The sequence below is a fragment of the Ensifer sesbaniae genome (assembly GCF_013283665.1).
Lineage (GTDB): Bacteria > Pseudomonadota > Alphaproteobacteria > Rhizobiales > Rhizobiaceae > Ensifer > Ensifer sesbaniae.
Map to the genome: position 1 here is coordinate 1,488,679 of NZ_JABEKU010000001.1, position 13,244 is coordinate 1,501,922.

Consider the following 13,244-nt stretch of genomic DNA (forward strand, 5'->3'; position numbering starts at 1 on the left):
GGCCATCCAACAGGATGGTGCCAATGCCGAATGCCAACACTCTCGACGATATTCTCCTGGCGCTCGCCAGCCCGGTTCGCCGGCGGATCTTCGAGATCCTCTTTGCCGGTGAGGCGCGTGTCACCGACATCGCCTCGGCCGTTGCGGTGCGAGGCGAAGAACTGGAGAAGCACATCGTACTCCTTGAGGCAGCGGGTCTCGTCACGCGCTTGCGGCGTCGCGAAGGCGAATCCCTAAGCGGGAATCCGGCGCCATTGAGCGAGGCGGCCACCTGGATCAACACCAATCGTGAGTTGTGGGCGATGCGCGTGCAGATGCCCGAAACCCGACTGGCATCCGCCGCACCGGAACCGGTGCCGGAACGGACGCCGATTCGCGACCGCCGTGGCGAGGCTGACCAGAAGTCGCGCCGTCCGCGGCCGACCGGTCCTCGCCGCGACCATTGATCCGATATCGTTACTCGGCGCAGATCACTGCGGCTCTCAGCGCTCGGCTGCGCATCTGCCAGAGCGAATGGCCGATGAGCGCCAGGATCAGGATCGCGCCGCCCAGCAAGGTCTGCATCGTCGGGGTTTCGGCAAAGACCAGCCAGACCCAGATCGGCGCCAGGATCGTTTCGAGCAGGTAGAACATGCCCACTTCCGGCGCGGAGAGGTAACGCGGTCCCGTCGCCAGGCAGAAGAAGGCGAGCGGGATCATCACGAGGCCGTTGAAGAAGATGTAACCGGGCTCGGCGATCGAGAAGCCCGAAGGGGGCAGCATCAGCAGAGCGACCGCTGCCGGGAAGATCGCCGTCACCAACGGTACCAGCGCCATGTCGCGCTTGCTCGCGCGGCTGATCGTGATGGCACTGGCCAGGAGAAAGGCAGAGGACGCCGCCATCGCATCGCCGAAGAGATGGCCGCTTTCCAATCCGTTCTGGACGATCAATCCGACACCGAACACCATGACCAGCATCGTCACCAACGTGGCGTTCGATGGCCGTTCCCTCAGGAAGATCCAGGACAAGATGGCGGCAAACATCGAGGTGAAGGCGAGGATGAAGACCACATTCGCCGTCGAGGTGTTGAAGACGGCGAGCAGGAAGGTGCAGGAATTGATGCCGTAGAACAGCCCGACGGCAAGCCCGGTCTTGCCCGGCACGAGGGAGATCTTCCGGCCGAACATGCGGTTGATCACGAACCAGGCGCCGAGCGCGACGACGAACGTCGACAGGCTGCGCACCGCAAGCAGCGACCAGACGTCGCCACCGGCGGAGCGGATGAGCGGAATGTCGAAGGAGAGCGCGAGACCGCCGAGACCGGTGATGGCAAGGCCGCGCCGGTGCACCGCGGCATCGGAAGATGAACTCAATTTCTAACCCGTTTTCGTAGGTGCGGCTTCCACTGTGGCGTCTCTGCCTTCGTAGCGTTCCCAGCCACGGGCCATAAGGTGCTCTTGCGGCAAAAACTTTGTCTTATAGCCCATCTTCCGCGATCCCTTGACCCAATAGCCAAGATAGACATGGGGCAATCCGCGCTCTCTGGCGCGGCGAATGTGATCGAGAATCATGAACGTGCCGAGCGAGCGGTCTTCTCGATCGGGATCGAAGAAGGAGTAGACCATCGAAAGCCCGTCGCCCATGCGATCTGTCAGCGCTGCCGCGATCAGCGGCCCGCGCGCTTTCTCGCTGACGCCGTCGCCTTCGACCCTAAGGCGATATTCGATGATCTTCGTGTGCACATGCGTATCCTCGACCATCATCGCGTAGTCGAGCACCGACATGTCCGACATGCCGCCCTTCTGGTGTCTGCGGTCGAGGTACCGACGGAAAAGATTGTACTGCTCGCTGGACGGCTCGGCCGGATACTCCGCCGAGGTCACATCCTGATTGGCGGCAAGCACCCGGCGCATGGAGCGGCTGGGCTTGAACTCGTTGGCGAGAATGCGCACCGAGATACAGGCGCGACAGGTCTCACAGGCCGGGCGGTAGGCGATGTTCTGCGAGCGGCGGAAGCCGCCCTGCGTCAGGAGATCGTTGAGTTCAGGCGCGCGCTCGCCCACCATGTGGGTGAAGACTTTTCGCTCCATCTCGTTCGGCAGGTAGGGGCAGGCTGCCGGCGCAGTGAGGTAGAATTGCGGAGACGGTGCGGTCTGTGTGTTCATCGAGTGCGGAGGTTACTCTTCACGCGGTTGCTCATGACAATAGCATGGCGGAAGAATGGAAAACGTCAACTCACTCGTTTGCAGCTTCCGCCTCCGCCAGCCAGTTATTTTAGCGTTGCCGACAATGGGCGCGCTTCCGGTCAGTACATGCCACGGCGGACCATGACGGTGCCAATCAGCAGGTCATGCAGCAGGCGGCTGCGATCGGTAAAGAGGCCGATCAGCAGGATCAGCGGCGTCAGCAGGGCGTTGGCGATCCAGAAGATGACGAGGTGGACGATGGCGGTCAGGAAATCCATCGGGCGTCCGTCGGTGCGGGCGACCGCCAATCCCATCATCCGCATGCCGGGGGAGGCCTGCTCCCGCCCGCCGACGGTCAGGCCGAAATAAAGCATTGCGACGATGGCAAAGAGCGCCGGGTACAGCATGAAGCCGAGGCCGAGCGTGAGGATGCCCAGGAAGAAGACGACGATCGCCGCCGGGATCCACAGAAGCGCGATGATGGCGTAATCCAGCAGGAACGCGAATATGCGCCGGGAGAGCACGCCCTGATAGGCGCGCCAATCATTGCTCGGCAGCCTCAGTTCTTCGTTGTGCATGGTCATCCGTTTAAGCCTCGCTTGGGTGCATGCAGAATATGGGACGGTGACGCCTGCAAAACAAGGATCGCGGGCCCCTGCCTAATTCCTTAGGTCGGAAACGATATCCGGACAAAATATCCGGCAACTCAAAATGCTGCGGCGACCCCGCACGTCTGAAAAGACGCGCGGCGCCGCAGAACGTCGGGCCCCGGAACCCTGGATCTAGCGGCCCTTGGCGAGGATGCGAGCGACTTCGACGGCGAAATAGCTGAGGATGCCGTCGCAGCCGGCGCGCTTGAAGGCGAGCAGTGTCTCCAGCATTACCTTCTCGCCGTCGATCCAGCCGTTGGCGGCGGCGGCTTTTATCTGCGAGTATTCGCCGGACACCTGGTAGGCGAAGACCGGCAGGCCGAAGGCCTCCTTCATCCGCCAGCAGATGTCGAGATAGGGGAGACCCGGCTTCACCATCAGCATGTCGGCGCCTTCCTCGACGTCGAGGGCGGCGTCGCGGATGGCTTCGGTGCCGTTGGCCGGATCGATGTAATAGGTCTTCTTGTCGCCCTTGAGCAGGCCCCCGGTGCCGATCGCTTCGCGATAGGGACCGTAGAAGCCGGAGGCGAACTTCGTCGCATAGGACATGATGCCGACATTCTGGTGTCCGGCGGCGTCAAGCGCCTGGCGGATCGCGCCGATCCGGCCATCCATCATGTCGGAGGGGGCGATGATGTCGGAACCGGCATCCGCCTGGGCGACCGCCGCCCTGGAGATCATCTCGACGGTTTCATCGTTGACGATCTCGCCGTTGCGCAGGATGCCGTCGTGGCCATGGCTGGTGAAGGGATCGAGCGCGACGTCGGTGATGACGCCGATCTCGGGCACCGCCTTCTTGAACGCGCGCGTCGCTTCATTGATCAGGTTGTCGGCGGCCAGGCTGTTGGAGCCGGTCTCGTCGCGCAACCGCATGTCGATGTTGGGGAAGGTGGCGATCGCCGGAATGCCGAGGTCGGCCGCCTCCTTGACGGCTTCCACCGCCTTGTCGATGCTCATGCGGTTGACGCCGGGCATGGCGTCGATCGGCTGGACGATGTCGCTGCCCGGCACGATGAAGATCGGCCAGATCAGATCGTCGACGGTCAGGCGGTTTTCCTGCACCAGCCGCCGCGTCCAGTCGGCCTTGCGGTTGCGGCGCATGCGGCGGTGGCCGGTGATCCTGTCCACAAGATTTGTCCTGTCGTTCATCGCGCCGCGCCTTTCCGGTAAAATCGTCGTTAGTCAAGCGCTTTATCATGGGGCGGCGGCAATTGGGAACCGCGCGTCCGGCGAACAGGCTGCGGCATTTCTTCTCTTCAAATGACAACGGCAGGGGAGGGCACGCAGCGATCCCGCTGGCGGATGAGGAAGAGCCGCCCTATCTTGCCGGTCATGCTTCATGATTCTGCCCATGTGCCGAAACCATCGCTGACCGAGATCCTCTTCGGTGTCTTCCTGCGTCTGGTCGCTGCCTCGTGCATCTGGTTCGCACTCAACTACTGGGCCATGCTGATCGGCTTTTCCCATGGCGGCGCCGGTCGCTTCGATCTCTTGTCGCCCGAATGGCGTGCGGCTGCCACGGCGCTCGCCGTCGTCTATCCCGTTGCGGCGCTCGGCCTCTGGCTGCTCGTCTCCTGGGGGCCTGTCGTCTGGGTGGTCGCCGCGGCGATCGAGATCGCCATGTACGAGTTCTATCCGGCCCTCGGCGCCCGTCCGCTGCTGCTCGTGCTGCATGCGGCGGTTGCCGTGACCTTCGTTCTTTTCCGGGCGGCGCTCCTCTATCAGCGCTGGCGGCAGGCCAGGCAGGTAAGGGTTGATTCACCCTGAGACAGGCTCGTCAAATGGCAAGCTCTTGTTAAGGCTGCGGTTTAAGTAGAATTTTAGACGTATTCGATAGGGTCTCACTCAAGGCGGGAAGACAAGCAGACACCGCCAAACAAAACAGTGAGGCAGTCAAATGAACACCAAGATGAAGCCGCAGGCGGCTCAGCCCCGAGACCCTCAGGAAGAAACCATCCGTGGTCTCTACATGGAATCCCTTCACCTCGTCGAGCGCCTGCATCGCCGTCTGCTCGACGTCATCAAGGACGAGTTCGACCGCGAAGGTCGTAGCGACGTCAACGCCGTTCAGGCCCTGTTGCTCTTCAATATCGGCAATTCGGAACTCACCGCCGGCGAACTTCGCTCCCGCGGCTACTACCTCGGCTCGAACGTCTCCTACAACGTCAAGAAGCTGGTCGATCTCGGCCTGATCAACCACCAGCGCTCTCGTGTCGATCGCCGCTCGGTTCGCATCAGCCTGACGGAAGACGGCCAGGACATCGCCGAAACCGTCGCCAAGCTTTATGAGCGCCACATCGGCTCGATCCAGAAGGTCGGCGGTATCGGTTCGGACGAGTTCACCCAGATGAACAAGCTGCTGCAGCGCCTTGATCGCTTCTGGAACGACTCGATCATGTACCGTCTCTGATCCAGGCAAAACCTCCAGTTCAAGGGTCGGGCGCAATCCCTGCGTGTCCGACCTTTGCCATTTGTCGGCGGCGCGCTCTGTTGCCCAAAGGCCGCACCCCTTCGGCACGCCAATCCCGCGTTTGGCCGGTTTTCCAAGTGGAAAATATTAGAATATCAAAATGTTGCTGTCTGCAGCCTGCCTGCGGGCCTGTCCTTTGCGGTGAAAAGCAAATGGCGTGCCACGTCGTCGTTCAGCCTCGCCGAGACACGAATTGGCCATATTGCTGTGACAGCGACGACGACATGCGGTAGGTGCGGCCACGTGGTTTCTCGAGCGTGGATTCATTTCGCGTTTCGCCTGCCGGATGAGGGTTCTCACTCGCGGTATCGTGAAAACTTGTGAGGGCAGGGTGGCTCGTTGGTTGACCTTTGTTAACCACGATCGTGTTAGGGCTCCGGCAACATGCGTGCCAGCGCATAGGGCGCGTGCCAACGCATTGGGATGGTAGGAATATGTCGAAAAAGAATGGAATTGATGCATTCTCGCGCCGCGCCTTTCTGCGCTCGGCGGCAACCTTCGGTGCTGTGGCGGTCGCCGGTGCGGCAAGCGCACAGGATGCCCTGAACGAGATCATCAATTCGCCGCGCCGCGGTTCCTGGGATGACCAGTATGACGCGAAGGCATCGCGCACCGCGACGGCAGTCGTCTCGAACACGCCGGTCTTCGGCCCGGAAACGATCGCCCACGTGCAGCAGGCGATCTTCGACTACCAGAACATCGTTTCGCAAGGCGGTTGGCCGACGGTCCAGACCAGCGTCAAGCTCGAACTCGGCGTCACCGATCCGTCGGTGCAGCAGCTTCGCCAGCGTCTGATGGTTTCCGGTGACCTGCCGCAGTCGGCCGGTGTTTCCTCGTCCTTCGATTCCTACGTAGAAGGCGCGGTCAAGCGCTTCCAGGCGCGCCACGGCCTGCCGCCGGATGGCGTCATCGGCGAGTACACGCTGAAGGCGATCAACGTCGACGCCAACACCCGCCTCGGCCAGCTCCAGACCAACCTGGTGCGCCTGCAGTCGATGTCGGGCGATCTCGGCCGCCGCTACGTGATGGTCAACATTCCGGCCGCCTACATCGAAGCGGTGGAGAACGGCCGCGTGGCGCTGCGCCATACGGCGATCGTCGGCAAGATCGATCGCCAGTCGCCGATCCTCAATTCGAAGATCTACGAGGTCATCCTCAATCCCTATTGGACCGCGCCGCGCTCGATCATCCAGAAGGATATCATGCCGCTGATGCGCAAGGATCCGACCTATCTCGAGCGCAACTCCATCCGCCTGTTCGACGGCGCCGGCAACGAAGTGTCGCCGGAAACTGTCGACTGGAACGCCGAGAAGGCGCCGAACCTGATGTTCCGTCAGGACCCGGGCAAGATCAACGCGATGTCGTCGACGAAGATTAACTTCCACAACGAGCATCAGGTCTACATGCACGACACCCCGCAGCAGGGCCTGTTCAACAAGCTCATGCGCTTCGAATCGTCCGGTTGCGTGCGCGTCCAGAACGTGCGCGACCTCTCGACCTGGCTGCTCAAGGAAACCCCTGGCTGGTCGCGCCAGCAGATCGAGGCGACCATCAAGACCGGCGTCAACACGCCGATCACGCTCGCCGAGGAAGTTCCCGTTTTCTTCACCTACATCACGGCCTGGTCCGCCAAGGACGGAGTGGTGCAGTTCCGCGACGATATCTATCAGCGCGACGGCGCCACCGAACTGGCGCTTCAGACGCCCTATGGCGTCGAACAGTCCGCCGGTTCGGTCGACGACGACGCGCTGCCGCAATAAGCAAATTTGCGACACGAGATCGAAAAGCCGCGCTTCCCCTGGGAGCGCGGCTTTTTCGTGGGCGGAGCCCCGCGGTATTTCGGCGCGGCAGATGGGGGAAATGACGCAAACCGCACAGCAGATATTGCTCTCGCCGTGCGAGGAAGCTAAAGAACTGCCACCCTTGAGAGGAGCCTCGCGCCGATGCCTGAACAGACCAATGACGCCTTCTTCACCCGCTCTCTGGCCGACAGCGATCCGGATATCTTCGGTGCGATCGAGAAGGAGCTGGGTCGTCAGCGCCACGAGATCGAACTGATCGCCTCGGAGAACATCGTTTCCCGCGCCGTGCTCGAAGCCCAGGGCTCGATCATGACCAACAAATATGCCGAGGGCTATCCGGGCAAGCGCTATTACGGCGGCTGCCAGTTCGTCGATATCGCCGAGGAACTGGCGATCGAGCGCGCCAAGAAGCTCTTCGGCGTCAACTTCGCCAACGTTCAGCCGAACTCCGGTTCGCAGATGAACCAGGCCGTCTTCCTGGCGCTCCTGCAGCCAGGCGATACCTTCATGGGCCTCGACCTCAACTCGGGCGGTCACCTGACGCACGGTTCGCCGGTCAACATGTCCGGCAAGTGGTTCAACGTCGTCTCCTACGGCGTGCGTGAAGACGATCACCTGCTCGACATGGACGACGTCGCCGAGAAGGCACGCAAGCACAAGCCGAAGCTGATCATCGCCGGCGGCACGGCCTATTCGCGTGTCTGGGACTGGAAGCGCTTCCGTGAGATTGCCGACGAAATCGGCGCCTGGCTGATGGTCGACATGGCGCACATCGCCGGTCTCGTTGCCGGTGGCCAGCACCCGTCGCCGTTCCCGCATTGCCACGTCGCCACCACGACCACGCACAAGTCGCTGCGCGGCCCGCGCGGCGGCATGGTTCTGACCAACGACGAAGACATCGCCAAGAAGATCAACTCGGCCGTCTTCCCGGGCCTCCAGGGTGGCCCGCTGATGCACGTCATCGCCGCCAAGGCGGTTGCGCTCGGCGAAGCTCTGCAGCCCTCGTTCAAGGACTATGCAGCCCAGATCGTCAAGAACGCCCGCACGCTCGCCGAAACGCTCAAGGCCAATGGCCTCGACATCGTCTCCGGCGGCACCGACAACCACCTGATGCTCGTCGACCTGCGCAAGAAGAATGCGACCGGTAAGCGTGCAGAAGCCGCGCTCGGCCGCGCCTTCATCACCTGCAACAAGAACGGCATCCCGTTCGATCCCGAGAAGCCGTTCGTCACCTCGGGCGTCCGTCTCGGCACGCCGGCGGGTACGACTCGCGGCTTCAAGGAAGCCGAGTTCAAGGAAATCGGCGAACTGATCGTCGAGGTCCTCGATGGCCTGAAGGTCGCCAACTCCGACGAAGGCAATGCCGCCGTTGAAGCGGGCGTTCGCGACAAGGTCGTCAAGCTGACCGACCGTTTCCCGATGTACGGCTACATGTGATCGGTCGCCCATGCGCTGCCCCTACTGCGGTTCTGAAGACAGCCAGGTGAAGGATTCCCGTCCGGCAGAAGACGGGAACGCCATTCGCCGTCGCCGGATTTGTCCGGATTGCGGAGGTCGCTTCACGACCTTCGAGCGGGTGCAGTTGCGTGAGCTGATGATCATCAAGAAGACCGGTCGGAAGGTGCCTTTCGACCGGGACAAGCTCCTGCGGTCCTTCGAAATCGCGCTGAGGAAGCGCCCGGTCGACCGCGACCGCATCGAGCGGGCGGTCTCCGGCATCGTGCGGCGACTCGAAAGCTCCGGCGAGACGGAGATTCCCTCCGAAGAAATCGGTTTGCAGGTGCTCGAGGCCCTCAAGAGCCTCGATGACGTTGCCTTCGTGCGCTACGCTTCGGTCTATCGCGATTTCTCGCATGCCGAGGATTTCGAGAAGGTCATCACCGAGATCAGCGCCAAGATCGCGCGCGATCCCGGCGAGTAGAACACAGGCTGGATAGAGCCATGGCAGCGACCAACCGTGAAGACGAGAGGTTCATGGCTGCGGCGCTGAGGCTGGCCCGCCATCATCTCGGACAGACATCCACCAATCCTTCCGTGGCCTGCCTGATCGTCAAGGACGGCGTCATCCTCGGCCGCGCCGTGACGGCGCGAAGCGGCCGTCCGCATGCCGAAACCCAGGCGCTTGCCGAAGCCGGCGAGCGGGCAAGGGGAGCGACTGCCTATGTCACGCTGGAGCCCTGCTCGCACCACGGCAAGACGCCGCCTTGCGCGGACGCGCTCGTCGCATCCGGCGTTGCCCGCGTGGTGATCTCGATCCTCGATCCGGACGAGCGCGTCGCCGGACGCGGCGTCGTGCGCCTGCGCGATGCCGGCATCACCGTCGATATCGGAGTTCTCGCGGAAGAGGGGCAGCGGGCGCTCGAAGCCTATCTCATGCGCCAGGTGAGCCGCCGCCCCTATGTGACTCTCAAGCTTGCCGTTTCGGCCAACGGCATGATCGGCCGCAAAGGGGAGGGGCAGGTTCGCATCACCGGTCCTATCTCCCGCGGGCAGGTGCAGATGCTGAGGGCCGAGACGGATGCGATCCTGGTCGGGATCGGCACGGCGACGGCTGACGACCCCGAATTGACCGTACGGCTGCCAGGGCTCGAAAATCGCTCGCCGCTGCGCATCGTCCTCGACCGCCGGCTCGACCTCCCGCTTGCTTCGAAACTGGTGCGAACGGCGCGGGATGTCCCGGTGATCGTGGTCTCCAGTGATGGATCCGGCGACACGGATGCCGGCGACGGACGGGCCGCACGCAAGGCGGCCCTGGAGGCGGCCGGCGTCGAGGTGCTCGAAGCCGGTTCGATTGCCGACCTGCTGGCAGCACTCGCTTCCCGCGGCCTCTCCTCCCTGATGGTGGAAGGCGGAGCCGTCGCGGCGCGCGCCTTTCTCGATGCGGATCTCGTCGACCGTATCCAGCTTTACACCGGCCCCGGGACGATTGGCGAAAACGGCATTGCATCCCCATTTGACCGTAGATCCGTGCCGAAAGGCTTCCGGTGCGTCGCCGAGGCACGGTATGGCGACGATCTGTTCGAGGAATACGAAAGAGAGAACTGATGTTCACAGGCATTGTTACCGATATCGGCACTGTCGATGCCGTCACCCCGCTCAAGGAAGGCATCAAGCTGCGTGTTGCCACGAGCTATGATCCGAAGACCATCGACATGGGCGCCTCGATTGCCCATTCCGGCGTGTGCCTGACGGTGACCGCCCTGCCTGAAGCCGGCAGCAACGAGCGCTGGTTCGAGGTCGAGGCCTGGGAAGAGGCGTTGCGGCTGACGACGATTGCAGGCTGGACGAAGGGCACGCGGATCAACCTCGAGCGGTCGCTGAAGATCGGCGACGAGCTCGGCGGCCACCTGGTCTCCGGCCATGTCGACGACAAGGCGGAAATCCTGTCGGTGGAACCGGAGGGCGACGCGGTGCGCTTTCGTCTGCGGGCACCCGAGCATCTGGCAAGATTCGTGGCTCCGAAGGGCTCCGTCGCGCTCGACGGAACGTCGCTGACGGTCAACAAGGTCGATGGCGCCGAATTCGACGTGCTGCTTATCCGTCATTCGCTGGAGGTCACCACCTGGGGCGAGCGCAAGGCCGGTGATTTCGTGAACTTCGAGGTCGACACCATGGCGCGATATGCGGCGCGCCTGGCCGAGTTCCCGGCCCCCAAGCCGGCATGAGCGAAGTTTGAAGAAACTATAGCTTCGGCGTCGCTAAGTTGATCCAGGTCCGCGTCTGGAACCTGGCCGTTTGATGGCGCCCAAGGGCGAGAAAACAACTAAAAATTGTTCATGTTCCAGCGTGCGCACGCGCCTGCTGCCGCTCGAACATGATCACGTGATTGCCGTGATAGGTCGTTCGCCAGAACTCCTGGAAGCCGTGCTTTTCCGCGACACGGATCGAGGCGTGATTGCCGATGTCGATGATGCAGGTTTTCCGGAGTGTCGGAAATTGCTGATCGGCCCATTTGAGTGCGGCACTGACGGCTTCCGTCGCCAGTCCCCGGCCATGCGCCTTGGGCGACAGCGCCCATCCGGTTTCCATCGTTCCCTCGAGTGACGGCGTGATCGCGCGGTGCACGTCGTGAAACCCGGCCTCGCCAAGAAACGTCCCTGTTTGCCGATCCTGAATGGCGAAGAAGCCGAAGCCGAAATAGTGCCACATGCCGACCTGGCGCAGGAAACGGGTCCAGGATTGTTCGCGCGTGAACGGTACCCCACCGACATAGCGGATCACCTCGGGATCGCCGAACAGGGCGACGTAGGAAGGGAAATCGTCACGGCGATAGGGGCGCAGGATAAGGCGATCTGTCTCGATGATAGGGACGCTATGCATGTTCGATCCTATGCTGTGGTGAACTCAGGCGCCGGGCTCGCCGTCCCAATAGTCGACGGTGCTTTCCGCGCGGCCGATGAAGCGGAAGCGCCGTCCGCCGTCGGGACCGCGCGTCTTGGCGAGAAACTTGCCGGAATCGGGATATTCGCAAATCTCGGTTGCCGCCATGGTGGAGATCGACAGGTATTTGAGCGGCACCGTGCCGGTGTTGATCAGGTGATGCGCCGTTTCCGGCCCGCCCGCCGGCGCGCCCAGGATATCGCCCGGGCCGACCGAATGGCGTTCGCTACCGAAACGATAGGTGCCTTCGCCTTCGAGGATGATGAACAGCTCTTCCTCGACGTGATGATTGTGGAAGGGGCAGCCGGATTTGCCTGGCGGCACCTCGCCGTAGCCGATGCCGAGATCCTTCAGGCCGAGCAGCGCGCCGAAGGAGGCGTCGCGGGATTCGAAAAAGCTGCCCTTCGTCCAGTGGTCGAGGTCGAGGCTCTTCGGGTTGACGATCGGTTTTCGCGTTTCCGTCATGTCTTCCTCCCTGGCGCCGTGCATTTCGCAAGAAGCATCGACGGTCCTTCCCTATCCGTGTCGCGCGATCGCGGGATCGTCAACCGAGAAGCGTTGAAATCTGATAAACGTCACGTTGATTATGTCTCCGTATTGCAATCCTATGACGGTAGCTGCCGCGGAGCGCATGCGGATCACATTGGACCGCGCGTTTGCCATGTTGCCGCCTTGAGCGCTCCGCCAACGTCCTTCGAGGCTACTATTCTGGCCCCGTTCGGCGCGGCAAAAGGCCGTCCGCGGCGGAATTTGCTTGCCAATCGACGCGGAGCATGGTTTGACCGCCGCCTCAGTCGGTCGCATCCGGCGACGAACTCTCAAAGACAGGTGATCCATGGCAGAGACCACGGCAGCCCACATCCTGATTGTGGAAGCGCGCTTCTATGACGATATGGCCGATGCATTGCTCGACGGCGCCAAGCACGCGCTGGACGCAGCCGGGGCCACCTATGATATCGTGACGGTTCCGGGCGCGCTCGAAATCCCGGCGGCGATCGCCATGGCGCTTGACGGTGCCGACGAGGGCGGTACGGAATATGACGGCTTCGTCGCACTCGGCATGGTCATTCGCGGCGAGACCTATCATTTCGATATCGTCGCGAACGAATCTTCGCGGGCCATCATGGATCTCGCCGTGAGCGAAAGCCTCGCTATTGGCAATGGTATCCTGACGGTCGAGAATGACGACCAGGCTTGGGCACGTGCCCGCCGGTCGGAAGGTGACAAAGGTGGCTTCGCCGCGCGTGCGGCGCTCACCATGATTGAATTGAAGAAGAAACTGGGCACGGAAAAGTGACGAAGACACCCTCGGATCAGCCGCTGAAGCAGGTCAACCAGCGCGGTGCAGCGCGCCTTGCCGCCGTGCAGGCGCTCTATCAGATGGACATTGGCGGTACCGGCGTGCTCGAAGTGGTTGCCGAGTACGAAGCCCATCGCCTCGGCCAGGACGTCGACGGCGATACCTATCTGAAGGCGGACGCGTCCTGGTTCCGCTCGATCGTCTCCGGCGTCGTGCGTGACCAGCGCAAGCTTGACCCGTTGATCGGTTCGGCGCTTCAGGACGACTGGGCGCTGTCGCGGCTCGACTCTACCGTGCGCGCCATCCTGCGCGCTGGCACCTTCGAGATGCTGGAGCGCAAGGACGTGCCCGTTCCGGTGATCGTTACCGAGTATGTCGAGATCGCCAAGGCCTTCTTCGAGGATGACGAGCCGAAGTTGGTCAACGCCGTTCTCGACCGCATCGCCAAGCAGGTTCGCAGCGAGTTCCGGAAGTAA

16 protein-coding genes are annotated in these 13,244 nt (G+C 62.5%); 10 read left to right on the forward strand and 6 right to left on the reverse strand.

Annotated elements, in window-relative coordinates:
* Positions 1–23: 23 nt before the first annotated feature.
* Positions 24–446, forward strand: a complete 423-nt coding sequence (locus BHMPCIPO_RS07155; RefSeq protein WP_376741624.1) for a helix-turn-helix domain-containing protein — start codon at positions 24–26, stop codon at positions 444–446.
* A 10-nt stretch (positions 447–456) separates the two neighbouring features.
* On the opposite strand, the gene BHMPCIPO_RS07160 is transcribed toward BHMPCIPO_RS07155, so the two are convergent.
* The 4 genes from BHMPCIPO_RS07160 to hemB form a co-directional block, all read right to left on the reverse strand.
* Complete coding sequence (locus BHMPCIPO_RS07160; protein ID WP_173516120.1) at positions 457–1,353, reverse strand: DMT family transporter; 897 nt, start codon at positions 1,351–1,353, stop codon at positions 457–459.
* A gap of 3 nt (positions 1,354–1,356) precedes the next feature.
* Positions 1,357–2,145, reverse strand: a complete 789-nt coding sequence (locus BHMPCIPO_RS07165; protein WP_173516121.1) for an arginyltransferase — start codon at positions 2,143–2,145, stop codon at positions 1,357–1,359.
* Positions 2,146–2,285: 140 nt separating this feature from the next.
* On the reverse strand, positions 2,286–2,750 hold the full coding sequence (locus BHMPCIPO_RS07170; RefSeq protein WP_173516122.1) for an RDD family protein: 465 nt from the start codon (positions 2,748–2,750) through the stop codon (positions 2,286–2,288).
* 198 nt (positions 2,751–2,948) lie between these two features.
* Complete coding sequence (gene hemB / locus BHMPCIPO_RS07175; protein ID WP_173516123.1) at positions 2,949–3,965, reverse strand: porphobilinogen synthase; 1,017 nt, start codon at positions 3,963–3,965, stop codon at positions 2,949–2,951.
* Between the two features lie 183 nt (positions 3,966–4,148).
* Between hemB and BHMPCIPO_RS07180 the strand changes: the two genes are divergently transcribed.
* The 7 genes from BHMPCIPO_RS07180 to BHMPCIPO_RS07210 all read left to right on the forward strand — a co-directional run bounded on the left by BHMPCIPO_RS07180 (position 4,149) and on the right by BHMPCIPO_RS07210 (position 10,753).
* A complete protein-coding gene (locus BHMPCIPO_RS07180) occupies positions 4,149–4,583 on the forward strand; it encodes a DUF6163 family protein (RefSeq protein WP_173518109.1) in 435 nt (144 codons plus the stop codon).
* Positions 4,584–4,713: 130 nt separating this feature from the next.
* Positions 4,714–5,226, forward strand: a complete 513-nt coding sequence (gene ldtR / locus BHMPCIPO_RS07185) for a transcriptional regulator LdtR (RefSeq protein ID WP_065777474.1) — start codon at positions 4,714–4,716, stop codon at positions 5,224–5,226.
* Positions 5,227–5,720: 494 nt separating this feature from the next.
* Positions 5,721–7,046 carry a L,D-transpeptidase family protein gene (locus BHMPCIPO_RS07190; protein WP_173516124.1) on the forward strand — a complete coding sequence of 442 codons (1,326 nt, stop codon included), beginning with the start codon at positions 5,721–5,723 and terminating at the stop codon, positions 7,044–7,046.
* A 183-nt stretch (positions 7,047–7,229) separates the two neighbouring features.
* Positions 7,230–8,525, forward strand: coding sequence for a serine hydroxymethyltransferase (glyA, locus tag BHMPCIPO_RS07195; RefSeq protein ID WP_173516125.1), 1,296 nt, complete (start codon positions 7,230–7,232; stop codon positions 8,523–8,525).
* Between the two features lie 10 nt (positions 8,526–8,535).
* Complete coding sequence (nrdR, locus tag BHMPCIPO_RS07200; protein ID WP_034803756.1) at positions 8,536–9,009, forward strand: transcriptional regulator NrdR; 474 nt, start codon at positions 8,536–8,538, stop codon at positions 9,007–9,009.
* Positions 9,010–9,029: 20 nt separating this feature from the next.
* Positions 9,030–10,133: a bifunctional diaminohydroxyphosphoribosylaminopyrimidine deaminase/5-amino-6-(5-phosphoribosylamino)uracil reductase RibD gene (gene ribD / locus BHMPCIPO_RS07205; protein WP_173516126.1), complete on the forward strand. Its 1,104-nt coding sequence runs from the start codon at positions 9,030–9,032 to the stop codon at positions 10,131–10,133.
* Entirely contained in the window at positions 10,133–10,753 is a 621-nt protein-coding gene (locus tag BHMPCIPO_RS07210) for a riboflavin synthase (RefSeq protein ID WP_173516127.1), read from the forward strand. The genes ribD and BHMPCIPO_RS07210 overlap by 1 nt, the downstream gene beginning before the upstream one ends.
* A gap of 109 nt (positions 10,754–10,862) precedes the next feature.
* Here the strand turns inward: BHMPCIPO_RS07210 and BHMPCIPO_RS07215 are convergent, their stop codons facing one another.
* Together BHMPCIPO_RS07215 and BHMPCIPO_RS07220 are read right to left on the reverse strand one after the other, a co-directional pair.
* Entirely contained in the window at positions 10,863–11,408 is a 546-nt protein-coding gene (locus BHMPCIPO_RS07215; protein ID WP_173516128.1) for a GNAT family N-acetyltransferase, read from the reverse strand.
* 24 nt (positions 11,409–11,432) lie between these two features.
* The gene (locus tag BHMPCIPO_RS07220; protein WP_173516129.1) at positions 11,433–11,933 is read right to left on the reverse strand and encodes a cupin domain-containing protein; all 501 of its coding nucleotides are present in this window, start codon (positions 11,931–11,933) and stop codon (positions 11,433–11,435) included.
* A 370-nt stretch (positions 11,934–12,303) separates the two neighbouring features.
* On the opposite strand from BHMPCIPO_RS07220, the gene ribH reads away from it, so the two are divergent.
* Positions 12,304–12,765: a 6,7-dimethyl-8-ribityllumazine synthase gene (ribH, locus tag BHMPCIPO_RS07225; RefSeq protein WP_173516130.1), complete on the forward strand. Its 462-nt coding sequence runs from the start codon at positions 12,304–12,306 to the stop codon at positions 12,763–12,765.
* On the forward strand, positions 12,762–13,244 hold the full coding sequence (nusB, locus tag BHMPCIPO_RS07230) for a transcription antitermination factor NusB (protein WP_173516131.1): 483 nt from the start codon (positions 12,762–12,764) through the stop codon (positions 13,242–13,244). Before ribH ends, nusB begins: the two co-directional genes overlap by 4 nt.